This is a genomic window from Rhodobacter sp. CZR27 (assembly GCF_002407205.1).
Classification (GTDB): domain Bacteria; phylum Pseudomonadota; class Alphaproteobacteria; order Rhodobacterales; family Rhodobacteraceae; genus Cereibacter_A.
In genome coordinates this window covers 1,218,523-1,239,233 of record NZ_CP023548.1, presented here as the reverse complement: position 1 = coordinate 1,239,233, position 20,711 = coordinate 1,218,523, and the positions used below count along the sequence as shown (strand labels likewise).

Genomic DNA, 20,711 nt, shown 5'->3' with positions numbered 1-20,711 from the left:
ATTCAAGCTGCTAGACACAAACCTCGAGCAGCTTCCGACGCACGCATGGGTGAAACGCTACCGCCGGTCACGACCGGGTTCAACCGCTCTCTGCGCGTCGTCTGTCGTCCTGACCGGTTGACCGGGGATCCCGGCGCGGTCCTGCTTCGTGAGGTGCTGGAGCGCAGCGGCATCATCTCCTGGATGACCGCGCGCCTGAGGGACACGCGCCGTCAGGTCGATGTGACCCACGATCTGGCCTCGCTGATCCGGACCGTGGTGCTGCTGGCAGCACAGGGCTGGCGCGACCATGACGATGCCGATGCACTCCGTCACGATCCGGCCTTCCGGCTGGCCGCCAGTTCGGCGGCGGGGCCCTGTCGCGGTTCACCGCGCTGATGGCCGAGCCCGGCAATCTGAAAATCCTGCGCGAGGCAGTGCTGGAACTGGCCGGACGCGGGATCCGGTCCGAGCGGAAGGGCGAGCGGATGCGGTCGGTCACGCTCGACGTCGACAGCGCACCGATCGAAGTTCACGGGCACCAGCCGAAGGCCGAGTGGAATGGCCACTACGCGGCGCGCATCTATCACCCGCTGATCACGTCCATCGCCGAGACCGGCGACATGCTCGACGCGCGACTCCGCCCCGGAAATGTCGGCACCGCGGACGGTGCGCTGGATGTCATCCTTGATGTCGTCGATCGCGCCCGGAAGAGCTTCTGCGACGTGGCCATGGTCCGGGTCGACGCGGGCTTTCCCTCGGCCGCGCTGCTCGCCGGGCTCGAGGTCCGCGGGATCGACTACGTCTCGCGCCTTCCCGCCAATCGGGTGCTGAACCGGCTGGCCGAGCCGCATATGGTCCGCCCCGTCGGTCGGAGGCCGGCCAAGCCGCGGATGTGGCTGCGGGAACTGCGCTACCAGGCCGAGACCTGGGACAAGCCGCGGCGCGTGATCCTCGTCGTTAAGGAGCGCGAGGGCGACCTGCTGCTCGACCGCTTCTTCCTGGTGACCTCGTTGCCTTGGACCCGGAAGCTGCGCCACGAGGTGCTGGCGCATTACCCGGTGTTCGTCAGCATAATTTTCCTGGGCGCTCGTTTTTGAGTGCTGCTCGGACCTCTTGCCGCGACATGCTTGAACGACAGCTTCGGCGAGCCTCGCTCGGACGCTCGACCGGCGGCAGAGGGCCGGCTGTATCGGCAGCGTAAGGTGCGCCTTCCCAAGCGGCATGTCCGCAACCTGCGCTTCGCTGCCACACGCGGCGTGAGGGCGAGTGTCCGGTATCGCGGATTTCTGCAACCGCCGGCCGCGCTACCGTCAGTCCGTTCTCCGCCCTCCTGGGCCACGGCTTCAATTGCGCTGCGCCTCGCACGACCGTCGGCGAAGGGCTGCTCCGTCCCCTCGCTGCAGCGCGCTCGACTGGCCGCTTCGGAGGCCTGCGCCGGGAGGCTCGACCGGCGGCTCAGGGCGGAACTGACGCGCGCGGCATCCGCTACGGCCGAGTCTCCACCTGGTGGCTTCCTGTGCATCCTCACCGTTTCGTCCATGGTTCGCATCAGCGGCTGGCGCATGATTATGCAGGTTCAGCTCGGAAGCGCTGCCACGTCTGGCGTGTGAAAGATGGTTCGCGGTTGAACTGCCATTTAACGCCTTCGCACGAGCCGAACGGTAGCCCCTCAGAAACAATCACCAGCCTCGCCAACCCGTGATGCCTTCGATTGGCTCTGGTGGCACGGGCTGTGTCACGAGGTAGTTCTTGCGCTTCTCGTAGAAGGCGTTCCCGCCCGCCACGAGGACGTAGTGCATGTTGTCGTAGGGAAACCGGTGGCCGGCGGTATGGAAGAACATCGCGTTGCCGATCATCGGATGGCGCTCGCCCTGCAGGACGGACCGGGCCGTCTCACGAACCAGCGGCAAGGACCGCGAGTCCATACGGCGGGACATGATGCGGGGAGCGAACTGGCCCCGCTGGGCGACGACGCCGCAGACCGACCTCGGATACTGGCCTGACTCGACGCGGTTCATGACCACGCTGCCCACCGCGACCATCCCGTCGCGGCTGGAGCGGTTGGATTCGAAATACATCGCCCGCTCCATGCACTCCTGCGGGGAGCGGCCGCAGGCCCCGAGCAGCAGGCCCGCCACGAGACCGGCGAGGAGCGTGGTCCGGGAGAGGTTCATCGCGAAATCCTCATCGAGTGATCCGTCCCTGCGGCGCCACCGGCAGGGCAAGCGGAAGCGCCTTGAGCCACCTCGCGTCCTCGCCAACCGCCGGATCCCGACTCGCCGCTCGCGAGGATCAGTGCGGGGCCGATCACGTCTCTCGGGTTCAAGCGCATCCTTCCGCCTCTGAACATCCGGGGGCACAGGTCGCACCCGGAGTTTCGTCAGTTTTATCTGATGCTTGCAAGAAATCGCTCCGACGGCAAGGACCAGAAGTCGGGGCTGCAAAAACCGCGCGGGACAGACTTTACCCCCCAAACCGGGACAAACTTGCCCGATTTGGGAGGAACTTTCGCCGCAGCGACAAACCGCCCTTCCCTCAGCTGCAACCGCTTGTCGAGCCGCAGGTGTTGCACTTCATGCAGGTGCCGTTCCGCACCAGCGTGTAGTTGCCGCACTCGCCGCAGGGGTCGCCCTCGTAGCCCTGCATCTTGGCCTTCGCGCGTGCGTCCATCGCCACCGTTCCCGAGGCGAGCGCCGTCGCGCTGCGGGTCTCGGCGAAGCCCATGAGCGAGCTGGACTCGAAGCCCACCGCCATACCGCCCTGAAGCACCGTCAGCTCCTGCGGCAGACGCTTGCGCAGGTAGCCGGTGGAGCTGATCTGCTTCAGCACCTCGAGGCTGCGCGAGGCGGCGGCCTCGGAGACCTCGGTGACATTGGACCGCTTGCCCTCGTCGGTGCCGCCACCCAGATCGTCGAAGCTCGCGCCCTGCGGCTTCACGTGGGCTAGGTCGGTCCGGTCGAGGTAGGAAATCGCAAGCTCCCGGAAGATGTAGTCGAGGATCGAGGTCGCGTTCTTGATCGAGTCGTTGCCCTGCACCATGCCCGCGGGCTCGAATTTGGTGAAGGTGAAGGCGTCGACGAACTCTTCCAGCGGCACGCCGTACTGCAGGCCCACCGAGACCGCGATGGCGAAGTTGTTCATCATCGCCCGGAAGCCCGCGCCTTCCTTGTGCATGTCGATGAAGATCTCGCCAAGCGAGCCGTCCTTGTATTCGCCCGTGCGGAGGTAGACCTTGTGGCCGCCCACGATGGCCTTCTGGGTATAGCCCTTGCGGCGCTCGGGCAGCTTCTCGCGGTTGGAGCGGACGATCTCCTTGACGATCACCTTCTCGACGATCTTCTCGGCCAGCACGATGGCCTTTTCCTGGACCGATCCGGTGGCGAGGATCTCCTCGGCCTCCTCGTCATCCTCGACCAGCGCCGATGCCAGCGGCTGGCTGAGCTTCGAGCCGTCGCGGTAGAGCGCGTTCGCCTTGATCCCCAGCGAATGGGAAAGCTCATAGGCAGCCAGAACCTCGGCGATGGTGGCCGAGTTCGGCATGTTGATCGTCTTGGAGATCGCGCCGGAGATGAAGCTCTGCGCGGCCGCCATCATGTGGATGTGGCTTTCGACCGAGAGGTAGCGCGTGCCCTTCTTGCCGCAGGGATTGGCGCAATCGAAGACCGGAAGATGCTCGGCCTTCAGGTGCGGCGCGCCTTCCAGCGTCATCGTTCCGCAGACATGGTCGTTCGCGGCGTCGATCTGGGCCTTGGTGAAGCCGAGGTGACGCAGCAGGTCGAAGGTCGGGTCCGCGAGCTTGTCCGCCGGGATGCCGAGCGCGCGCTTGCAGAAATCCTCGCCCAGCGTCCACTGGTTGAAGACGAAGCGGATGTCGAAGGCGGAGGGAAGTGCTGCCTCGACCTTCTCCAGCTCGGCGGCGCCGAAGCCGTGGCCGACCAGCGCCGAATGGCTGATCGAGGAACAGTTGGCCAGCGTGCCATGCCCCACCGCATAGGCCACGATCTGCGAGATCTGCGCCGAGCTGTAGCCGAGGGTTTCCAGCGCCGCCGGAACCGACTGGTTGATGATCTTGAAATAGCCGCCGCCCGCAAGCTTCTTGAACTTCACCAGCGCGAAGTCGGGCTCGATGCCGGTCGTGTCGCAGTCCATCACGAGGCCGATGGTGCCCGTGGGCGCGATCACCGTCACCTGCGCGTTGCGGAAGCCGTGCGCCTCACCCAGCCGCAGCGCCTCGTCCCAGGCGGATTTCGCAAGGCTCACCAGACGCGTATCCGGGCAGTTGGCGGCGTCGAGCGGCACGGGGGCCACGTTCACCGCCTCGTAGCCCGAGGTCGCTCCATGCGCCGCGGCGCGGTGATTGCGGATGACGCGGAGCATGTGCTGGGCGTTCCGCTGGTAGCCTGCGAAGGCGCCAAGCTCGGCCGCCATCTCGGCCGAGGTGGCATAGGCCACGCCCGTCATGATTGCCGACAGCGCGCCACAGAGCGCCCTGCCCTCCTTCGAGTCGTAGCCCAGCCCCATGTTCATCAGCAGGCCGCCGATGTTGGCATAGCCAAGGCCCAGCGTGCGGAAGTCAAAGGAAAGCTGCGCGATCTCCTTCGAGGGGAACTGCGCCATCATCACCGACACTTCCAGCGTCACGGTCCAGAGCCGCGTGGCATGGATGTAGGCATCGGCGTCGAAGCGGCCGCCCTCGAAGAACGTCAGCAGGTTCATCGACGCCAGGTTGCAGGCCGTGTCGTCGAGGAACATGTATTCCGAACAGGGGTTCGATCCGCGGATCGGCCCGTCCTCGGGGCAGGTGTGCCAGGCGTTGACAGTGTCGTGGAACTGGATGCCCGGGTCGGCGCAGGCCCAGGCGGCATGGCCCACCTGATCCCACAGGTCGCGGGCCTTGACCGTCTTGGCGACCTTGCCGTCGGTTCGGCGCAGCAGCGCCCAGTCGGCATCGTCCTTCACCGCCTTCAGGAAGGCGTCGGTCACCCGCACCGAGTTGTTCGAGTTCTGGCCCGAGACCGTGATGTAGGCCTCGGAGTCCCAGTCCGTGTCATAGGTCGGGAATTCGATCGACGAGAAGCCCTGCCGCGCATATTGCAGGACGCGGTTGATGTAGGTCTCGGGGATCATGGCCTTTTTCGCGGCACGGATCGCAGTCTTGAGCGCTGCGTTTCCGGCCGGGTCGGTTGCGCCCTCGATCGAGCCGTCGAAGCTGCGAATGGCGGCGAAGATGTCGTTCAGCTTCGCTTCATGCTGCTTAGATCCGGCGACGAGAGAGGCAACCTTCTGCTCTTCGATGACCTTCCAGTTGATGAACTGCTCGATGTCGGGGTGATCCATGTCGCAGATCACCATCTTGGCCGCGCGCCGGGTCGTGCCGCCCGACTTGATCGCGCCGGCTGCACGGTCGCCGATCTTCAGGAAGCCCATGAGGCCCGAAGACTTGCCGCCGCCCGACAGTTTCTCGCCCTCGCCGCGGAGCGAGGAGAAGTTGGTTCCGGTGCCCGAGCCGTATTTGAACAGCCGCGCCTCGCGGACCCAGAGGTCCATGATGCCGCCCTCGTTCACCAGGTCGTCCGCGACCGACTGGATGAAACAGGCGTGCGGCTGGGGATGCTCATAGGCGCTGTCGGACTTCACCAACTTGCCCGTCGCGTGATCGACGTAGAAATGCCCCTGCGACGGACCGTCGATGCCATAGGCCCAGTGCAGGCCGGTGTTGAACCATTGCGGGCTGTTCGGTGCGGCCATCTGGCGGGCCAGCATGCAGCGCATCTCGTCGTAATAGGCGCGGGCGTCGGCCTCGGTGGTGAAATAGCCGCCCTTCCAGCCCCAGTAGGCCCAGGCGCCGGCCAGCCGGTCGAAGACCTGCCGGGCCGAGGTCTCGCCCACGAAGCGCTCGCCCTCGGGCAGGGCCGCCAGCGCCGCCTCGTCGGGCACCGAGCGCCACAGGAAGTCCGGAACCCCCTTCTCCTTCACACGGCGAAGGCGCGCGGGCACGCCTGCCTTGCGGAAGTATTTCTGGGCGAGCACGTCCGAGGCGACCTGGCTCCAGCCCTCGGGCACCTCGACCTGATCGTTGCGGAAGACCACGGTGCCGTCCGGGTTGCGGATCTCCGAAACCGTGGTGGTGAAGCCGATACCGCCATAGGCGCCGCCTTCGACCGTGGTGAACTTCCGCTCGATCTTCATCTCGCCCTCTCCGTTCTCGTCCCTCGCGGGGATCTCGCCCCGTCGTTGATCTCGCAGCCCGCCACGCAGCGGCCGCCCCCCGCACAAGCAGGCAGGAGAGGCGCGTCCCATGGGGCGGTCTGTCGGTGGTTCCCGATGGGCAGCCGCTACATCTGGTGGCTGGCCGCCCTGTTCTCTGAAGTTGTCGCAAAGCCGACACCGAGGCAACGGGATTCTTGACGCGTGCCCCCAGATAATGTGCTTGACGCGCCGCCGGGCGCCAGCAGTGGTATCAGCCGAAAGGCTGTGGGCAGCCATGTGGATAATTCCGGGGCGAGGCGCGGAGAAGGCCGCAAAGACGTGGAGCTGCGGGCGGTTGCGGCCGCGGCCTCGCGCTGGGGATGAACCGCCCTGCCCCGAGTCGCCCCCTCAAGCCCCGGAAAACGTGGCCCTTTGGCGTGGCCCCGGCGCCACATGCGCCACACCGGCCCGTGCCTGGAGCCGGGTGGCGATTCCCTACTTCTGGCCGGCAGGAAAGCGCTGGCAGAGCCGCCGGGGATCGCTTAGACCTTCGGCAGGAACCGGGTGCGCATGACCGGAGCATCACATGCAGGATTCGATCATCTCCCGCTGCGAGGCCAAGGGCCTGCGCATGACCGAGCAGCGCCGCACCATCGCGCGGGTGATCGGCGAGGCCGAGGATCATCCTGATGTCGAGGCGCTGCATGCCCGCGCGGCGGCGGTCGATCCGCGGATCTCGATCGCCACGGTCTACCGCACGGTGAAGCTCTTCGAAGAGGCGGGCATCCTCGAGCGGCTGGAATTCGGTGACGGCCGCTCGCGCTACGAGGATGCCGAGCGCGACCATCACGACCACCTGATCGACGTGAACACCGGCGAGGTGATCGAGTTCGTCGACCCCGAGATCGAGGCGCTTCAGGAAAGGATCGCCGAAAAGCTCGGCTATCGCCTGATCGGGCACCGGCTGGAACTGTTCGGGGCGCCGCTGAAGAAGGGCTGAGGGCCCTCAGAGGGATATCATGGAAAACGTGCGCGGCATCGTCATGATGGTCGTGTCCATGGCGGGCTTTGCCATGGAGGACATGTTCGTGAAGCTGGCGGCGGCCGACATGCCGACCGGCCAGATCCTGCTGTTCCTCGGCCTGTTCGGCGCGCCGCTGTTCTGGGCGCTGGCCCGGCGCGAGGGCAAGCGGATCCTGTCGCGCGAGGCGCTGGCCGGCCCGATCCTGTGGCGAAACGCGGGCGAGATGGTGGGCACGGCGGGCTTTGTCACCGCGCTGGCGCTGACGCCCCTTTCCAGCGCCTCGGCCATCCTTCAGGCGACGCCGCTGGCGGTTACCTGCGGTGCTGCGCTGTTTCTGGGCGAGAAGGTCGGCTGGCGACGCTGGACGGCCATCGTCGTGGGTTTCCTCGGCGTGATCGTGGTGATCCGGCCGGGGCTCGAGGGCTTCCAGCTTGCCTCGCTCTGGGGCGTGGTGGGCGTGATGGGCCTTGCCGCGCGCGACCTTGCGACGCGGAAGGTGGCAAGTTCGACCTCGACAATGCAGGTCGGCGCCTGGGCCTTCCTGACGGTCGCGCTTCTCGGTGCGATCATGCTGGCGGTGCGGGGCGGTGCGGTATGGCCCACGGCCGGGCAGTTCGCGCTGCTTCTGGGCGCGCTCTGCTTCGGCTTCGGCGCCTATTGGGCGGTCATCCTTGCCACGCGGGTGGGCGAGGTTTCGGCCATCGTGCCCTTCCGCTACACGCGCCTTGTCTTTGCCATGCTGATCGGTCTCGCCGTCTTCGGCGAGCGGCCCGATGCCTGGATGCTCGGCGGCGCGTCGCTCATCATCGGCTCGGGGCTCTACAGCTTCATGCGCGAGCAACGCCTTCGCCGTCTTTCCTTGCGGCAAGCCGCAGAGTAAGAAGCCGCAAACCCACGGCAACCCAAGGGACAGATTATGAGCACGATCATCGACATCCACGCCCGCGAGATCCTCGACAGCCGCGGCAATCCCACCGTCGAGGTGGACGTGACGCTGGAAAGCGGCGCCTTCGGCCGGGCCGCCGTGCCCTCGGGCGCCTCGACCGGTGCGCATGAGGCGGTGGAGAAGCGCGACGGCGACAAGTCGCGCTACATGGGCAAGGGCGTTCTGGAAGCGGTCGCGGCCGTCAACGGCGAGATCGCCGAGATGCTGGTGGGCTTCGATGCGACCGATCAGGTGGGCATCGACCGCACGATGATCGAGATGGACGGCACGCCCAACAAGGGCCGTCTGGGCGCCAACGCCATCCTCGGTGTCTCGCTTGCCGTGGCCAAGGCCGCGGCCGAGTTCACCAACCAGCCGCTGTTCCGCTATGTCGGCGGCGCCTCGGCGCGCGTGCTGCCGGTGCCGATGATGAACATCATCAACGGCGGCGAGCATGCCGACAACCCGATCGACATCCAGGAATTCATGATCATGCCCGTCGCCGCCAAGACCGTGCGCGACGCGATCCGCATGGGCTCGGAAGTGTTCCACACGCTGAAGAAGGAGCTTTCGGCGGGCGGCTTCAACACCGGGATCGGCGACGAGGGCGGCTTTGCGCCGAACATCTCCTCGACCCGCGAGGCGCTGGACTACATCCTGAAGGCCATCGAGAAGGCCGGCTACAAGCCGGGCGAGGACATCTACCTTGCCCTCGACTGCGCCTCGACCGAATACTTCAAGGGCGGCAAGTACGAGATGAAGGGCGAGGGCAAGAGCTTCACCTCGGCCGAGAACGTCGACTACCTCGCCGCGCTCTGCGCCGACTATCCGATCATCTCGATCGAGGACGGCTGCGCCGAGGACGACTGGGAGGGCTGGAAGCTGCTGACCGACCGTCTGGGCGCCCGGGTGCAGCTGGTGGGCGACGACCTGTTCGTGACCAACCCGAAGCGTCTGGCGGAAGGGATCAAGGCCGGCGTCGGCAACTCGATGCTGGTGAAGGTCAACCAGATCGGCTCGCTGACCGAGACGCTGATGGCCGTCGATATGGCGCATCGCGCCCGCTACACCAACGTCATGTCGCACCGCTCGGGCGAAACCGAGGATGCGACCATCGCCGATCTCGCGGTGGCGACGAACTGCGGCCAGATCAAGACCGGCTCGCTCAGCCGCTCGGATCGTCTGGCGAAATACAACCAGCTGATCCGCATCGAGGAAATGCTGGGCGAAGTGGCCGAATATGCCGGCCGCTCGATCCTGAAGGGCTGAGGCGCCGGGGGCGCCCGCGGGCGCTCCGTCGCCGCCGACTGACATGAGAAGACCCGGCTGCCCCTGCGGGCAGCCGGGCCGCGGGCACCGGTGCGACCGTCAGGAGAAGGTGTAGTCGCAGGGATCGTCCCGACGGTGCGGCCAGCCATGGCCATGACCGCGACCGCGACCGCCGTGGGTCATCTCTTCCAGCGTGCCGTGGACGCGCAGCAGGGGCGCCTCGTAGACCGGCACGGTTTCGTCAATGTCCTTCCTCACCATGTCCTCCTGAAAATCCAGCCTTCAAATCCGCTGTGATCACATGCTTCGACGGCCACCCCGAGCTTGTCAAACGCCCAGAGCGGTCGCCCGCGAAAGCGATCGGAAATACAATTTCCGGCGGCGCGTCGTTCAACCCGCGCGACAGTTCGGCCGATGAGCGGGCGGAAATCCTGCACATGGCAGGCGGAAGGATGGCATCCTCGCCACCGGGCGCCCGTGGACGGAGACGTCGACTGGCGCATCCCTCGAATTGATCGGACGGAGCATCGGCATGGACCCTGACCACATCATCGCCCGGCTGGAGCTGCAGCCCCATCCCGAAGGCGGCTGGTATCGCGAGACATGGCGCGCGGAGGGTCCGGGCCGGCCCTGCGGAACGGCGATCCTGTTCCTGCTGAAGGACGGCGAGCGGTCGCACTGGCACCGGGTGGACGCCACCGAGATCTGGCACTTCCACGCCGGCGCCCCGCTCGTCCTGTCGATCGCCGAAGCTGCGGAGGGCCCTGCGCGAGAGGTGCTGCTGGGCCCGGATCTGGCGGCCGGGCAGTCGGTGCAGGGCGTCGTGCCGCCGCATTACTGGCAGGCGGCGCGTTCCACGGGCGCCTTCAGCCTTGTCGGCTGCACGGTCAGCCCGGGCTTTCGCTTCGAGGGCTTCGAACTGGCCCCGCCCGGCTTCGCCATCCCCCTCGGCTAGAAACGGCCCACGTCTCAGGCCCCGACGGCCAGCTCCTCCGGACGGCTGATGCGCCCGCCGCTGACGCAGGCCGCGACGCCCGTGGTGGAGGGTCCAGAAGTCGGCAGGCCGCGGGCGACGCGGACGGCGAGGAAGGCGAAGGCCTGCGCCTCGAGCATGTCGCCATCGAGGCCGACCTGCTCGACCGGCACGACCTCGGATCCGGTCCGCGCCTCGAGCATCGCCATCAGTGTCGCGTTGCGTCGACCGCCTCCGGTCACCAGAAGCCGCGCCACGGGGGTCGGGAAGTGGCCGGCACCGCGCGCCACCGCCGCCGCTGCCGCCGCAGTGAGGGTCGCCGCCGCATCCGCATCCGCCAGCCCCGCGACCGCCTCGACGAGATCCGCGAAAGCGTTGCGGTCCAGTGACTTGGGCGGCATCCGGTAGAAGAAGGCGTTTTCGAGGAACCGCCCGACCACCGCCTCGTCGACGCGGCCGCGGGCGGCCAGCCGGCCGCCCTCGTCCTGCGTGCGGCCGAAGCGGGCCTGCATCAGGTCGTTCAGCGGGGCGTTCGCGGGGCCGGTGTCGAAGGCGAGGCAGGCGCCCGGCGCCTCGGGCGAGGACTGGCGCGGATCGACCCAGGTCAGGTTGCCCACCCCCCCGAGGTTGAGGAAGGCGAGCGGCCGGTCCGCCCCCAGATGGCGCGCGCAGGCGAAGTGGTAGAATGGCGCCAGCGGCGCCCCCTGCCCGCCCAGCTTCACGTCGGCCGAGCGGAAGTCCCAGACCACCGGCACCCCCAGCGCCCGCGCGAGACGCTCGCCCGAGCCCGCCTGATGCGTGCCGCGCCCGCCCGGCTCATGGGCGAGGGTCTGGCCGTGGAAGCCCACAAGCTCGGCCCCGCGGAACCGGCCGAGCAGTTCGGCATGGGCGGCCTCGACCACCTCGGCCGCGGCCTCCACCTCGGCGGCCCCGGGCCAGTGGCCGAGGGCTGCGCGCAGCGTCGCGCGCTCGGCCGGGGTATATGCCCGATAGGCCGTCTCGCCGAATTCGAGGATCCGCTCGCCGTCAGTCAGCACCATCGCCGCATCCACACCGTCGAGCGAGGTTCCCGACATCGTGCCGAGGGCCCAGACCGCACCGCCCTTCAACATGGCTTTCCCTCTCTGCAAGCCGCCGCTATACGCGGCCATCATAGCAGACGATGACCGATCAAGGCACGAGGGTCCGATGACATACCATCCGAAATCCGACTTCCTGCGCGTGATGCAGGAACGCGGCTACCTCGCCGACTGCACCGACATGCAGGCGCTGGACGAGGCCATGGTGAAGGGGATCGTGCCCGCCTATATCGGCTATGACGCGACGGCGGCCTCGCTGCACGTCGGGCATCTGCTGAACATCATGATGCTGCGCTGGCTGCAGAAGACCGGCCACAAGCCGATCACCCTGATGGGGGGCGGCACGACCAAGGTGGGCGACCCCTCGTTCCGGTCGGAGGAGCGTCCGCTGCTGACGCCCGAGAAGATCGACGCCAACATCGCCGGCATGAAGCAGGTCTTCGCGCGCTACCTGTCCTATGGCGAGGGCGCGGGCGACGCGCTGATGCTGAACAACGCGGAATGGCTCGACAGCCTGAACTACCTCGATTTCCTGCGTGACATCGGCCGGCATTTCTCGGTCAACCGGATGCTTTCGTTCGAAAGCGTGAAAAGCCGGCTCGACCGCGAGCAGTCGCTGTCGTTCCTCGAATTCAACTACATGATCCTGCAGGCCTACGACTTCCTCGAGCTGTTCCGCCGCTATGGCTGCCGGCTGCAGATGGGCGGGTCGGACCAGTGGGGCAACATCGTCAACGGCATCGACCTGACGCGGCGGGTGCTGGAGGGCGAGATCTTCGGGCTGACCTCGCCGCTCCTGACCACCTCGGACGGGCGCAAGATGGGCAAGTCGGCCAGCGGGGCGGTCTGGCTCAATGCCGAGATGCTCTCGCCTTACGACTTCTGGCAGTTCTGGCGCAACACCACGGATGCCGATGTCGGGCGGTTCCTGAAGCTCTACACCGATCTGCCGGTGGAGGAATGCGACCGGCTGGGCGCGCTGCAGGGGTCGGAGATCAACGCGGCCAAGATCCTGCTGGCAAACGAGGTGACGGCGCTGCTGCACGGAAGCGAGGCGGCGACGGCGGCCGAGGCCACCGCCCGCGCGGTCTTCGAGCAGGGCGGCGTCGGCGGCGAGCTGGAAGTGGTGGAACTCGCGTCCGACAAGCTGGGCGACGGGCTGTCGGTCACGCATTTCCTCGTGGCGGCGGGCCTCGTCGCCTCGGGGAAGGAGGCGAAGCGGCTGGTGTCCGAGCATGGCCTTCGCTTCAACAACGAACTGGTGACAGACGCGAATGCCACCGTGACCTCCGGCACCGTGGGGGACGAGCTGAAGGTCTCGATCGGGAAGAAGAAGCACAAGCTGGTGCGTCTGGGATGAGACAGCAGAAAGGGCGCCCTCGGGCGCCCTTTCGCTGATCCGCGCGTCACTTCGCGACGCTGACCTTCTGCATGACATCCGGCGAGCGCGGCGGCTCGCCCCGGGTGATTTCGTCCACCACATCCATGCCCTGCACCACGCGCCCGACGACCGTATACTGGCCGTTCAGGAACTCGCCCGGGGCAAACATGATGAAGAACTGCGAGTTGGCTGAATCCGGGCTGGCCGAGCGCGCCATCCCCACGACCCCGCGGTCGAAGGAGATGTCGGAGAACTCGGCCGGCAGGTCCGGCAGGTCCGACCCGCCCATGCCGGCCTGACCAAGCGACGGGCCCTTGCCGAACTGGACGTCGCCGGTCTGGGCCATGAAGCCCTCGATCACCCGGTGGAACACCACGCCGTCATAGGCGCCCTGCCCCGCAAGCGTCACCATCCGCTCGACATGCTGCGGCGCGACATCGGGCAGAAGGTCGATCACCACCTCGCCCTGCGCCTTGCCGGCCACCTCGATCACCAGGTTCGGCCCCGGGCCATCGACGGCATCCTGCGCCAGCACCGCGGATTGCGACAGCGCATAGCCGCCGATCACCGCCACGCCCAGCGACATCAGCCCCGCGAAAAGGACGCGATCAGACGACATCGGCCGCCACCCGCACCGTGAGCATCTTGTCCGGGTTCGCCGGCGGCTCGCCGCGGACGATCTTGTCCACGTGCTCCATCCCCGAGATCACCCGGCCATAGACGGTATACTGGCCGTTCAGGAAATCGTTGTCGCGGAAGTTGATGAAGAACTGGCTGTTGGCCGAGTTCGGGTTCTGCGACCGGGCCGCGCCCAGCGTGCCGCGGGCATGCGGGACCTTCGAGAACTCGGCCGGAAGATCCGGCAGGTCCGAGCCGCCGGTGCCGGCGCGGCGAAGGTTGAAATTGTTTTCCGTGTTGCCGTTCGACACATCGCCGGATTGCGCCATGAAGCCTTCGATCACGCGATGGAACACGACGTTGTCATAGGCCTTGGCGCGGGCGAGCGTCTTCATCCGCTCGGCGTGCTTCGGGGCGACGTCCGGGAGAAGCTCGATCACCACTTCGCCGTCCTTCAGCGTCATGATGATGGTGTTCTCGGGATCCTTGATCTCGGCCATGGGGCCCTCCTCTTGCATTTGGCGGCAAACCTAGTGGCCCGGGGGCGTCAGGAAAAGGTCTGATTTCGCCGTGGTGCGGCCGAACGCCGGTTGACGGCCGCCTGCCGATCGGTTTGGAAGCGGGAAACTTCGCAGCAGGAGGGACCGGACATGGGCTGGAAGACACTCGACGACATGGATCTCGCCGGCAAGGTGGTGCTGGTGCGCGTGGACGTGAACGTGCCGATGGAAAACGGCGAGGTCACCGACGCCACCCGGATCGAGAAGATCGTGCCGACGGTCGAGGACATCCTGAAGAAGGGCGGCAAGCCGGTGCTGCTCGCGCATTTCGGCCGGCCGAAGGGCAAGGTCGTGGAGGACATGAGCCTGCGCCTCGTGTTGCCCGCGCTGCAGAAGGCGCTGCCGGGCACCAAGGTGAGCTTTGCCGCCGATTGCGTGGGCGAGGAGGCCGAGAAGGCCGTCGAGGCGATGCTGGAAGGCGAGGTCCTGCTGCTGGAGAACACCCGTTTCCACGCCGGCGAAGAAAAGAACGACCCCGAGCTGGCGAGGGCCATGGCGAAGTTGGGCCAGGTCTATGTGAACGACGCCTTCTCGGCCGCCCATCGCGCGCATTCCTCGACCGAGGGCATCGCGCGGCTGCTCCCTTCGGCGGCCGGCCGTCTGATGGCGGCGGAACTCAAGGCGCTCGAGGCGGCGCTGGGCAAGCCCGAGCGTCCGGTGGTGGCGGTGGTAGGCGGGGCGAAGGTCTCGACCAAGCTCGACCTGCTGGGCAACCTCGTCGGCAAGGTCGACCATCTGGTGATCGGCGGCGGCATGGCAAACACCTTCCTCGTGGCGCAGGGCATCGAGGTCGGCAAGTCGCTGGCCGAGCGCGACATGGCCGATACCGCCCGCGAGATCCTTGGCAAGGCGAAGGCCGCGGGCTGCACCATCCACCTGCCGATCGATGTCGTGGTGGCGCGCGAGTTCAAGGCGAATGCCGCGAACGAGACGGTGGACGCGGCCGCCTGCCCGGCCGATGCGATGATCCTCGATGCCGGCCCGAAGACCGTGACGGCCCTTTCCGAAGTCTTCGCAGCGGCCCGCACGCTGATCTGGAACGGCCCGCTCGGCGCCTTCGAGATCGAGCCGTTCGATGCGGCGACCAATGCGGCTGCGCTGCAGGTGGCGCAACTGACCAAGGCGGGGCAGCTGACCTCGGTCGCGGGCGGGGGTGACACGGTGGCCGCGCTGAACAAGGCGGGCGCCGCCGAGGGCTTCTCCTACATCTCGACGGCCGGCGGCGCCTTCCTCGAATGGATGGAGGGCAAGGAGCTTCCCGGCGTCGCCGCCCTGGGCTGAAGCGGGAATTTCCGCGCCGCGGCGCGCTGTTAGCGCCACCAAGATTGCGAAGCGCATTCCGGCGGTCTAGATCCCTTTCGACCCAATCGAAAGGACCCCGGAATGCGCGCTAGCAGAGCAGTTCAGAAGATCCTCGCCAATTACGAGGGCGAAACGCCCGGCGTGAAGGCCAATCTGTGCCGGATGCTGATGGAGGGGAAGCTGGGCGGCACGGGCAAGATGATCATCCTGCCGGTCGACCAGGGCTTCGAACACGGGCCGGCCCGCACCTTCGCGCCGAACCCGGCCGGCTATGATCCCCACTACCACTACCAGCTGGCGATCGATGCCGGGCTCAACGCCTATGCCGCGCCGCTCGGGATGATCGAGGCGGGCGCCGACACCTTCGCCGGCCAGATCCCGACGATCCTCAAGGTGAACTCGGCCAACTCGCTGATGTCCGACACTGCCGGCAAGAACCAGGCGGTGACGGCTTCGGTCGACGATGCGCTGCGCCTCGGCTGCGCGGCCATCGGCTTCACGATCTATCCCGGCTCGGACGCGCAGCTCGACATGTATGAAGAGATCGTCGAGATGCGGAAGGAGGCGGCTGCCAAGGGCATTGCCACCGTGATCTGGTCCTATCCGCGCGGCGAGGCGATCACCAAGGACGGCGAGACCGCGATCGACGTGGCCGCCTATGCCGCCCAGATCGCCGCGCTGATCGGTGCGCACATCATCAAGATCAAGCTCTCGACCGACCACCTGATGCTGGGCGAGGCGAAGAAGGTCTACGAGGCTCAGGGCATCGACATCGCGACCCAGGCCGCGCGGGTGAAGCACTGCATGGATGCCGCCTTCGCCGGGCGGCGGATCGTGGTCTTCTCGGGCGGCGCCAAGAAGGGCGAGGATTCGGTCTACGACGACGCCCGCGCAATCCGCGACGGCGGCGGCAACGGCTCGATCATCGGCCGCAACAGCTTCCAGCGCTCGCGCGAGGACGCGCTGGCGATGCTGGGCAAGCTCGTCGACATCTACAAGGGCCGCGCCTGAGGCCCGAAGGCCCTCCCCCGCGCGGGGGAGGGTCACATTCCGATTTGCAAATGGCTCGGCTTCTGGCATCCTTGCGCCAGCGCCTCCACCTGAACGAGGGGCGCCCTGAGAGGCAGAGCATGAATATCCCGACTTCCCGCCCGGCGATCGGCGCCAGCCTCTATTTCGCGCTGGCCTTCACGCTGGGCGCCTATTTCACCTTTGCGGCGGTGCAGGGTGACTACGGCGTGTTCCGCCAGGTGCAGATCCAGGCCGAGGCCGAGGCGCTGCAGGCCGAGCGGGACCGGCTGATGACCGAGCTGGCGGACATGCGCAACCGGACCCGCCGCCTGTCGGACGACTATCTCGACCTCGACCTGCTCGACGAACAGGCCCGCTCCGTTCTGGGCTACGTCCGGGCGGACGAGATGGTCATTCGCTGAACCGACAGCGTCGACTGCAGATCCCTCGCGAATGCATCCTCCTGCCGGCCCGGGCCGCGCTGGCCCGCATTGCGCGCCCGCCGCCATCTTCCGCGGCAGCGGCGGGCGATGACGGCCCCGGAGGGGCCCGAAGAGCCCGCCTCCTCCCTGCGCAGATTCACTCTCGCTCCTGCCGTGACGATGCGATAAAGGTAGTTTAGCCTTGAACTACTTATCGCGACGGGAGGAGCCACGATGGCCGCCAGAAAATCGCCGGAACAATCCAACGCATCGAAGGACGAACTTCTCGGATATTACCGGGAAATGCTCCTGATCCGACGCTTCGAGGAGAAGGCCGGCCAGCTCTACGGCATGGGCCTGATCGGCGGCTTCTGCCACCTCTACATCGGACAGGAAGCCGTCGTCGTCGGCCTCGAGGCCGCCGCGAAAGAGGGCGACAAGCGCATCACCTCCTACCGCGACCACGGCCACATGCTTGCCTGCGGCATGGACCCGAAGGGCGTGATGGCCGAGCTCACGGGCCGCGAGGGCGGCTACTCCAAGGGCAAGGGCGGCTCGATGCACATGTTCTCGAAGGAGAAGCATTTCTACGGCGGACACGGCATCGTCGGCGCTCAGGTTCCGCTCGGCGCGGGCCTCTCCTTCGCCGACCGTTACCTCGGCAACGACAACGTCACCTTCACCTATTTCGGCGACGGCGCGGCCAACCAGGGTCAGGTCTACGAGGCCTACAACATGGCCAAGCTCTGGAGCCTGCCCTGCATCTTCGTCATCGAGAACAACCAGTATGCGATGGGCACCAGCGTGAAGCGCTCCACCCGCTCGCCCTCGCTGTGGGAGCGCGGCGCGGCCTATGGCATCAAGGGCGAATCCGTGGACGGCATGGATGTGCTTGCCGTGAAGGCGGCGGGCGAGAAGGCGGTCGCCGCCTGCCGTGCGGGCCAGGGGCCCTATATCCTCGAGATGATGACCTATCGCTACCGCGGCCACTCCATGTCCGACCCCGCGAAGTACCGCACGCGCGAGGAGGTGCAGCGGATGCGCGACGAGAAGGACGCGATCGAGCATGTCCGCGACCTGCTGATCCAGGGCAACCTCGCCACCGACGACGATCTCAAGGCGATCGACAAGGAGATCAAGGCCGTCGTCAGCGAAGCCGCCGACTTTGCCAGGGAGAGCCCCGAGCCCGCGCTCGAGGAACTCTGGACCGATATCTACGCCTGAGGAGAAAGACGCATGGCAACCCAGGTCCTGATGCCCGCCCTGTCCCCGACGATGGAGGAGGGCACGCTCGCCAAGTGGCTGGTCAAGGAAGGCGACGCGGTGAAGTCCGGCCAGATCATCGCCGAGATCGAAACCGACAAGGCGACGATGGAATTCGAGGCGGTCGACGAGGGCACCGTCGGCAAGATCCTGATCGCCGAGGGCACCGCCGGCGTGAAGGTGAACACGCCCATCGCCGTGCTGGTCGAGGAAGGCGAAAGCGCCGAAGCCGCGGCCGAGGCACCGGCCCAACCCGAGAAGAAGCCGGTTCCGGCCGAAGCCGCCGAAGCCAAGGCCGTGGACGAACCGCTCGCCTCCTCTCCCGGCGCCGCGGTTCCGGGCAAGCGCGACCGCTCGCCCGACTGGCCCGAAGGCACCCAGATGAAGACCATGACCGTACGCGAGGCGCTGCGCGAGGCCATGGCCGAGGAGATGCGCCGCGACGCGACCGTTTTCCTCATGGGCGAGGAAGTCGGCGAATACCAGGGCGCCTACAAGATCAGCCAGGGCCTGCTGGACGAGTTCGGCGCAAAGCGCGTGGTCGATACGCCGATCACCGAGCACGGCTTTGCCGGCATCGCAGTCGGCGCGGCCTTCGGCGGCCTGCGCCCGATCGTCGAGTTCATGACCTTCAACTTCGCCATGCAGGCGATCGACCAGATCATCAACTCGGCGGCCAAGACGCTCTACATGTCCGGCGGCCAGATGGGATGCCCGATCGTGTTCCGCGGCCCGAATGGCGCGGCGGCTCGCGTCGGCGCCCAGCACAGCCAGGACTACGCCGCCTGGTATGCGCAGATCCCGGGCCTGAAGGTCGTCATGCCCTATTCCGCTTCCGACGCGAAGGGGCTTCTGAAGACCGCGATCCGCGATCCGAACCCGGTGATCTTCCTCGAGAACGAGATCCTCTATGGCCGCTCGTTCGAGGTTCCGGTGATGGACGACTTCACCATCCCCTTCGGCAAGGCACGCGTCTGGCGCGAAGGCACCGACCTCACCATCGTCAGCTTCGGCATCGGCATGACCTACGCGCTCGAAGCCGCCGACAAGCTTGCGAAGGAAGGTATCAGCGCCGAGGTCATCGACCTGCGCACCCTGCGCCCCATCGACTACGACACGGTGATCGAGTCTGTGAAGAAGACCAACCGCTGCATCACGGTCGAGGAAGGCTGGCCGGTGGCCTCGATGGGCAACCACCTCGCCGCGACCATCATGCAGCGGGCCTTCGACTGGCTGGATGCGCCGGTCCTGAACCTGACCGGCAAGGACGTGCCGATGCCCTATGCGGCGAACCTGGAAAAGCACGCGCTGGTCACCACCGCCGAGGTCGTCGAGGCCGCGAAATCCGTCTGCTACCGCTGAGGAGGCAAGCCCATGGCAACCGAGATCCTGATGCCCGCGCTGTCTCCGACGATGGAGGAGGGGACGCTTGCGAAATGGCTGAAGAAGGAAGGCGACGAGATCCGCTCGGGCGACATCATTGCCGAGATCGAGACCGACAAGGCGACGATGGAATTCGAGGCCGTCGATGAGGGCATCCTCGGCAAGATCCTGATCGCCGAGGGCACCGCGGGGGTGAAGGTGAACACCCCCATCGCCGTGCTCGTGGAGGAGGGCGAGAGCGCGGAAGCCGCCCCGGCCGAAAAGGCGCCCGCGCCGCAGCAGCCCGCTGACCGGGCGGCCCCCGCACAGGAGGCGCCGGCAGCCGCCGCCGAGGCCCCGGCCGCCAAGCCGCAGGGAGAGCGCGTCTTCGCCTCGCCCCTCGCCCGCCGGATCGCCAAGGAGAAGGGGATCGACCTCCAATCGGTCAAGGGGTCCGGCCCCCGCGGCCGGATCGTGAAGGCCGATGTCGAGGGCGCCCCGGCGACGGCCACGGCTCCGAAGCCGGAAGCTGTGGCGGAGAAGGCCGAAGCTCCGGCGGCAGCCCCTGCCCCTGCCCCGGTCGCCCCGCCCGCCGCCTCGGCTGCCACGGTGGCGAAGCTCTTTGCGGACCGGGAATACGAGGAGATCACCCTCGACGGGATGCGCAAGACCATCGCAGCGCGTCTTTCCGAAGCCAAGCAGACCATCCCGCATTTCTACCTTCGGCGCGAGGTGCGACTGGACGCGCTGATGGCCTTCCGGTCCGAACTGAATGCAAAGCTGGAGAGCCGCGGGGTGAAGCTGTCGGTCAACGACTTCATCATCAAGGCCTGCGCGCTGGCCCTGCAACAGGTGCCGAACGCCAACGCCGTCTGGGCGGGCGACCGGATCCTGAAGCTGAAGCCGTCGGATGTGGCGGTGGCGGTCGCGGTGGAGGGCGGGCTCTTCACGCCCGTCCTGCGCGACGCGCATCTCAAGACGCTGTCGGCGCTCTCGGCCGAGATGAAGGACCTTGCAACACGGGCACGAACGCGGAAGCTTGCGCCGCACGAATATCAGGGCGGGAGCTTCGCGATCTCGAACCTCGGGATGTTCGGGGTCGAGAACTTCGATGCCGTGATCAACCCGCCGCACGGCTCGATCCTTGCGGTCGGGGCGGGCGTGAAGAAGCCGGTTGTCGGCAAGGACGGCGAGATCACGGTGGCGACGATGATGTCGATGACGCTCTCGGTCGATCACCGGGTCATCGATGGCGCCCTCGGGGCGGAGTTCCTGAAGGCGATCGTGGAGAACCTCGAGAACCCGATGGCGATGCTCGCGTGAACAGGCGGGGCGGCATGCGCCGCCCCTT

19 protein-coding genes are annotated in these 20,711 nt (G+C 67.0%); 13 read left to right on the top strand and 6 right to left on the bottom strand.

Annotated features, from left to right (window positions below):
• Positions 1-45 precede the first annotated feature (45 nt).
• Both CK951_RS21885 and CK951_RS06195 read left to right on the top strand, forming a co-directional pair.
• Entirely contained in the window at positions 46-378 is a 333-nt protein-coding gene (locus CK951_RS21885) for a transposase (protein WP_096785329.1), read from the top strand.
• Positions 378-1,079 carry a transposase gene (locus CK951_RS06195; protein ID WP_096785328.1) on the top strand — a complete coding sequence of 234 codons (702 nt, stop codon included), beginning with the start codon at positions 378-380 and terminating at the stop codon, positions 1,077-1,079. The genes CK951_RS21885 and CK951_RS06195 overlap by 1 nt, the downstream gene beginning before the upstream one ends.
• Before the next feature lie 582 nt (positions 1,080-1,661).
• Here CK951_RS06195 and CK951_RS06190 read toward each other — a convergent pair.
• Together CK951_RS06190 and CK951_RS06185 are read right to left on the bottom strand one after the other, a co-directional pair.
• The gene (locus CK951_RS06190) at positions 1,662-2,156 is read right to left on the bottom strand and encodes a cell wall hydrolase (protein WP_096785327.1); all 495 of its coding nucleotides are present in this window, start codon (positions 2,154-2,156) and stop codon (positions 1,662-1,664) included.
• Positions 2,157-2,517: 361 nt separating this feature from the next.
• Complete coding sequence (locus CK951_RS06185) at positions 2,518-6,171, bottom strand: vitamin B12-dependent ribonucleotide reductase (protein ID WP_096785326.1); 3,654 nt, start codon at positions 6,169-6,171, stop codon at positions 2,518-2,520.
• A gap of 586 nt (positions 6,172-6,757) precedes the next feature.
• Between CK951_RS06185 and CK951_RS06180 the strand changes: the two genes are divergently transcribed.
• The 3 genes from CK951_RS06180 to eno are packed head-to-tail and all read left to right on the top strand — an operon-like array spanning position 6,758 to position 9,389.
• Positions 6,758-7,171, top strand: a complete 414-nt coding sequence (locus CK951_RS06180) for a Fur family transcriptional regulator (RefSeq protein ID WP_096785325.1) — start codon at positions 6,758-6,760, stop codon at positions 7,169-7,171.
• Positions 7,172-7,190: 19 nt separating this feature from the next.
• Positions 7,191-8,075 carry a DMT family transporter gene (locus CK951_RS06175; RefSeq protein WP_096785324.1) on the top strand — a complete coding sequence of 295 codons (885 nt, stop codon included), beginning with the start codon at positions 7,191-7,193 and terminating at the stop codon, positions 8,073-8,075.
• A 36-nt stretch (positions 8,076-8,111) separates the two neighbouring features.
• Positions 8,112-9,389: a phosphopyruvate hydratase gene (gene eno, locus CK951_RS06170; protein WP_096785323.1), complete on the top strand. Its 1,278-nt coding sequence runs from the start codon at positions 8,112-8,114 to the stop codon at positions 9,387-9,389.
• A gap of 99 nt (positions 9,390-9,488) precedes the next feature.
• Here the strand turns inward: eno and CK951_RS06165 are convergent, their stop codons facing one another.
• The gene (locus CK951_RS06165) at positions 9,489-9,647 is read right to left on the bottom strand and encodes a putative RiPP precursor (protein ID WP_232520694.1); all 159 of its coding nucleotides are present in this window, start codon (positions 9,645-9,647) and stop codon (positions 9,489-9,491) included.
• Between the two features lie 274 nt (positions 9,648-9,921).
• Here CK951_RS06165 and CK951_RS06160 point away from each other — a divergent pair, with 274 nt between their 5' ends.
• A complete protein-coding gene (locus CK951_RS06160; RefSeq protein ID WP_096785321.1) occupies positions 9,922-10,344 on the top strand; it encodes a cupin domain-containing protein in 423 nt (140 codons plus the stop codon).
• A gap of 14 nt (positions 10,345-10,358) precedes the next feature.
• Here CK951_RS06160 and CK951_RS06155 read toward each other — a convergent pair whose 3' ends face one another.
• Entirely contained in the window at positions 10,359-11,474 is a 1,116-nt protein-coding gene (locus CK951_RS06155) for an anhydro-N-acetylmuramic acid kinase (protein ID WP_096785320.1), read from the bottom strand.
• Between the two features lie 76 nt (positions 11,475-11,550).
• Here CK951_RS06155 and tyrS point away from each other — a divergent pair, with 76 nt between their 5' ends.
• Positions 11,551-12,801 carry a tyrosine--tRNA ligase gene (gene tyrS / locus CK951_RS06150; RefSeq protein WP_096785319.1) on the top strand — a complete coding sequence of 417 codons (1,251 nt, stop codon included), beginning with the start codon at positions 11,551-11,553 and terminating at the stop codon, positions 12,799-12,801.
• 46 nt (positions 12,802-12,847) lie between these two features.
• Here the strand turns inward: tyrS and CK951_RS06145 are convergent, their stop codons facing one another.
• A complete protein-coding gene (locus tag CK951_RS06145; RefSeq protein WP_096785318.1) occupies positions 12,848-13,441 on the bottom strand; it encodes a peptidylprolyl isomerase in 594 nt (197 codons plus the stop codon).
• Positions 13,431-13,940 (bottom strand): peptidylprolyl isomerase, encoded by a 510-nt coding sequence (locus tag CK951_RS06140; protein WP_096785317.1) that lies wholly within the window; start codon positions 13,938-13,940, stop codon positions 13,431-13,433. The genes CK951_RS06145 and CK951_RS06140 overlap by 11 nt, the downstream gene beginning before the upstream one ends.
• 150 nt (positions 13,941-14,090) lie before the next feature.
• Between CK951_RS06140 and CK951_RS06135 the strand changes: the two genes are divergently transcribed.
• The 6 genes from CK951_RS06135 (at position 14,091) to CK951_RS06110 (ending at position 20,683) form a co-directional block, all read left to right on the top strand.
• Positions 14,091-15,281 (top strand): phosphoglycerate kinase, encoded by a 1,191-nt coding sequence (locus tag CK951_RS06135; protein ID WP_096785316.1) that lies wholly within the window; start codon positions 14,091-14,093, stop codon positions 15,279-15,281.
• Between the two features lie 102 nt (positions 15,282-15,383).
• Positions 15,384-16,313, top strand: a complete 930-nt coding sequence (locus CK951_RS06130; RefSeq protein ID WP_096785315.1) for a class I fructose-bisphosphate aldolase — start codon at positions 15,384-15,386, stop codon at positions 16,311-16,313.
• 119 nt (positions 16,314-16,432) lie between these two features.
• Positions 16,433-16,735 (top strand): septum formation initiator family protein, encoded by a 303-nt coding sequence (locus CK951_RS06125; protein ID WP_096785314.1) that lies wholly within the window; start codon positions 16,433-16,435, stop codon positions 16,733-16,735.
• A gap of 234 nt (positions 16,736-16,969) precedes the next feature.
• Positions 16,970-17,959, top strand: a complete 990-nt coding sequence (gene pdhA, locus CK951_RS06120) for a pyruvate dehydrogenase (acetyl-transferring) E1 component subunit alpha (protein WP_096785313.1) — start codon at positions 16,970-16,972, stop codon at positions 17,957-17,959.
• A 12-nt stretch (positions 17,960-17,971) separates the two neighbouring features.
• Positions 17,972-19,360 (top strand): pyruvate dehydrogenase complex E1 component subunit beta, encoded by a 1,389-nt coding sequence (locus CK951_RS06115; protein WP_096785312.1) that lies wholly within the window; start codon positions 17,972-17,974, stop codon positions 19,358-19,360.
• A 12-nt stretch (positions 19,361-19,372) separates the two neighbouring features.
• Positions 19,373-20,683 carry a pyruvate dehydrogenase complex dihydrolipoamide acetyltransferase gene (locus tag CK951_RS06110; RefSeq protein WP_096785311.1) on the top strand — a complete coding sequence of 437 codons (1,311 nt, stop codon included), beginning with the start codon at positions 19,373-19,375 and terminating at the stop codon, positions 20,681-20,683.
• Positions 20,684-20,711: the final 28 nt, after the last annotated feature.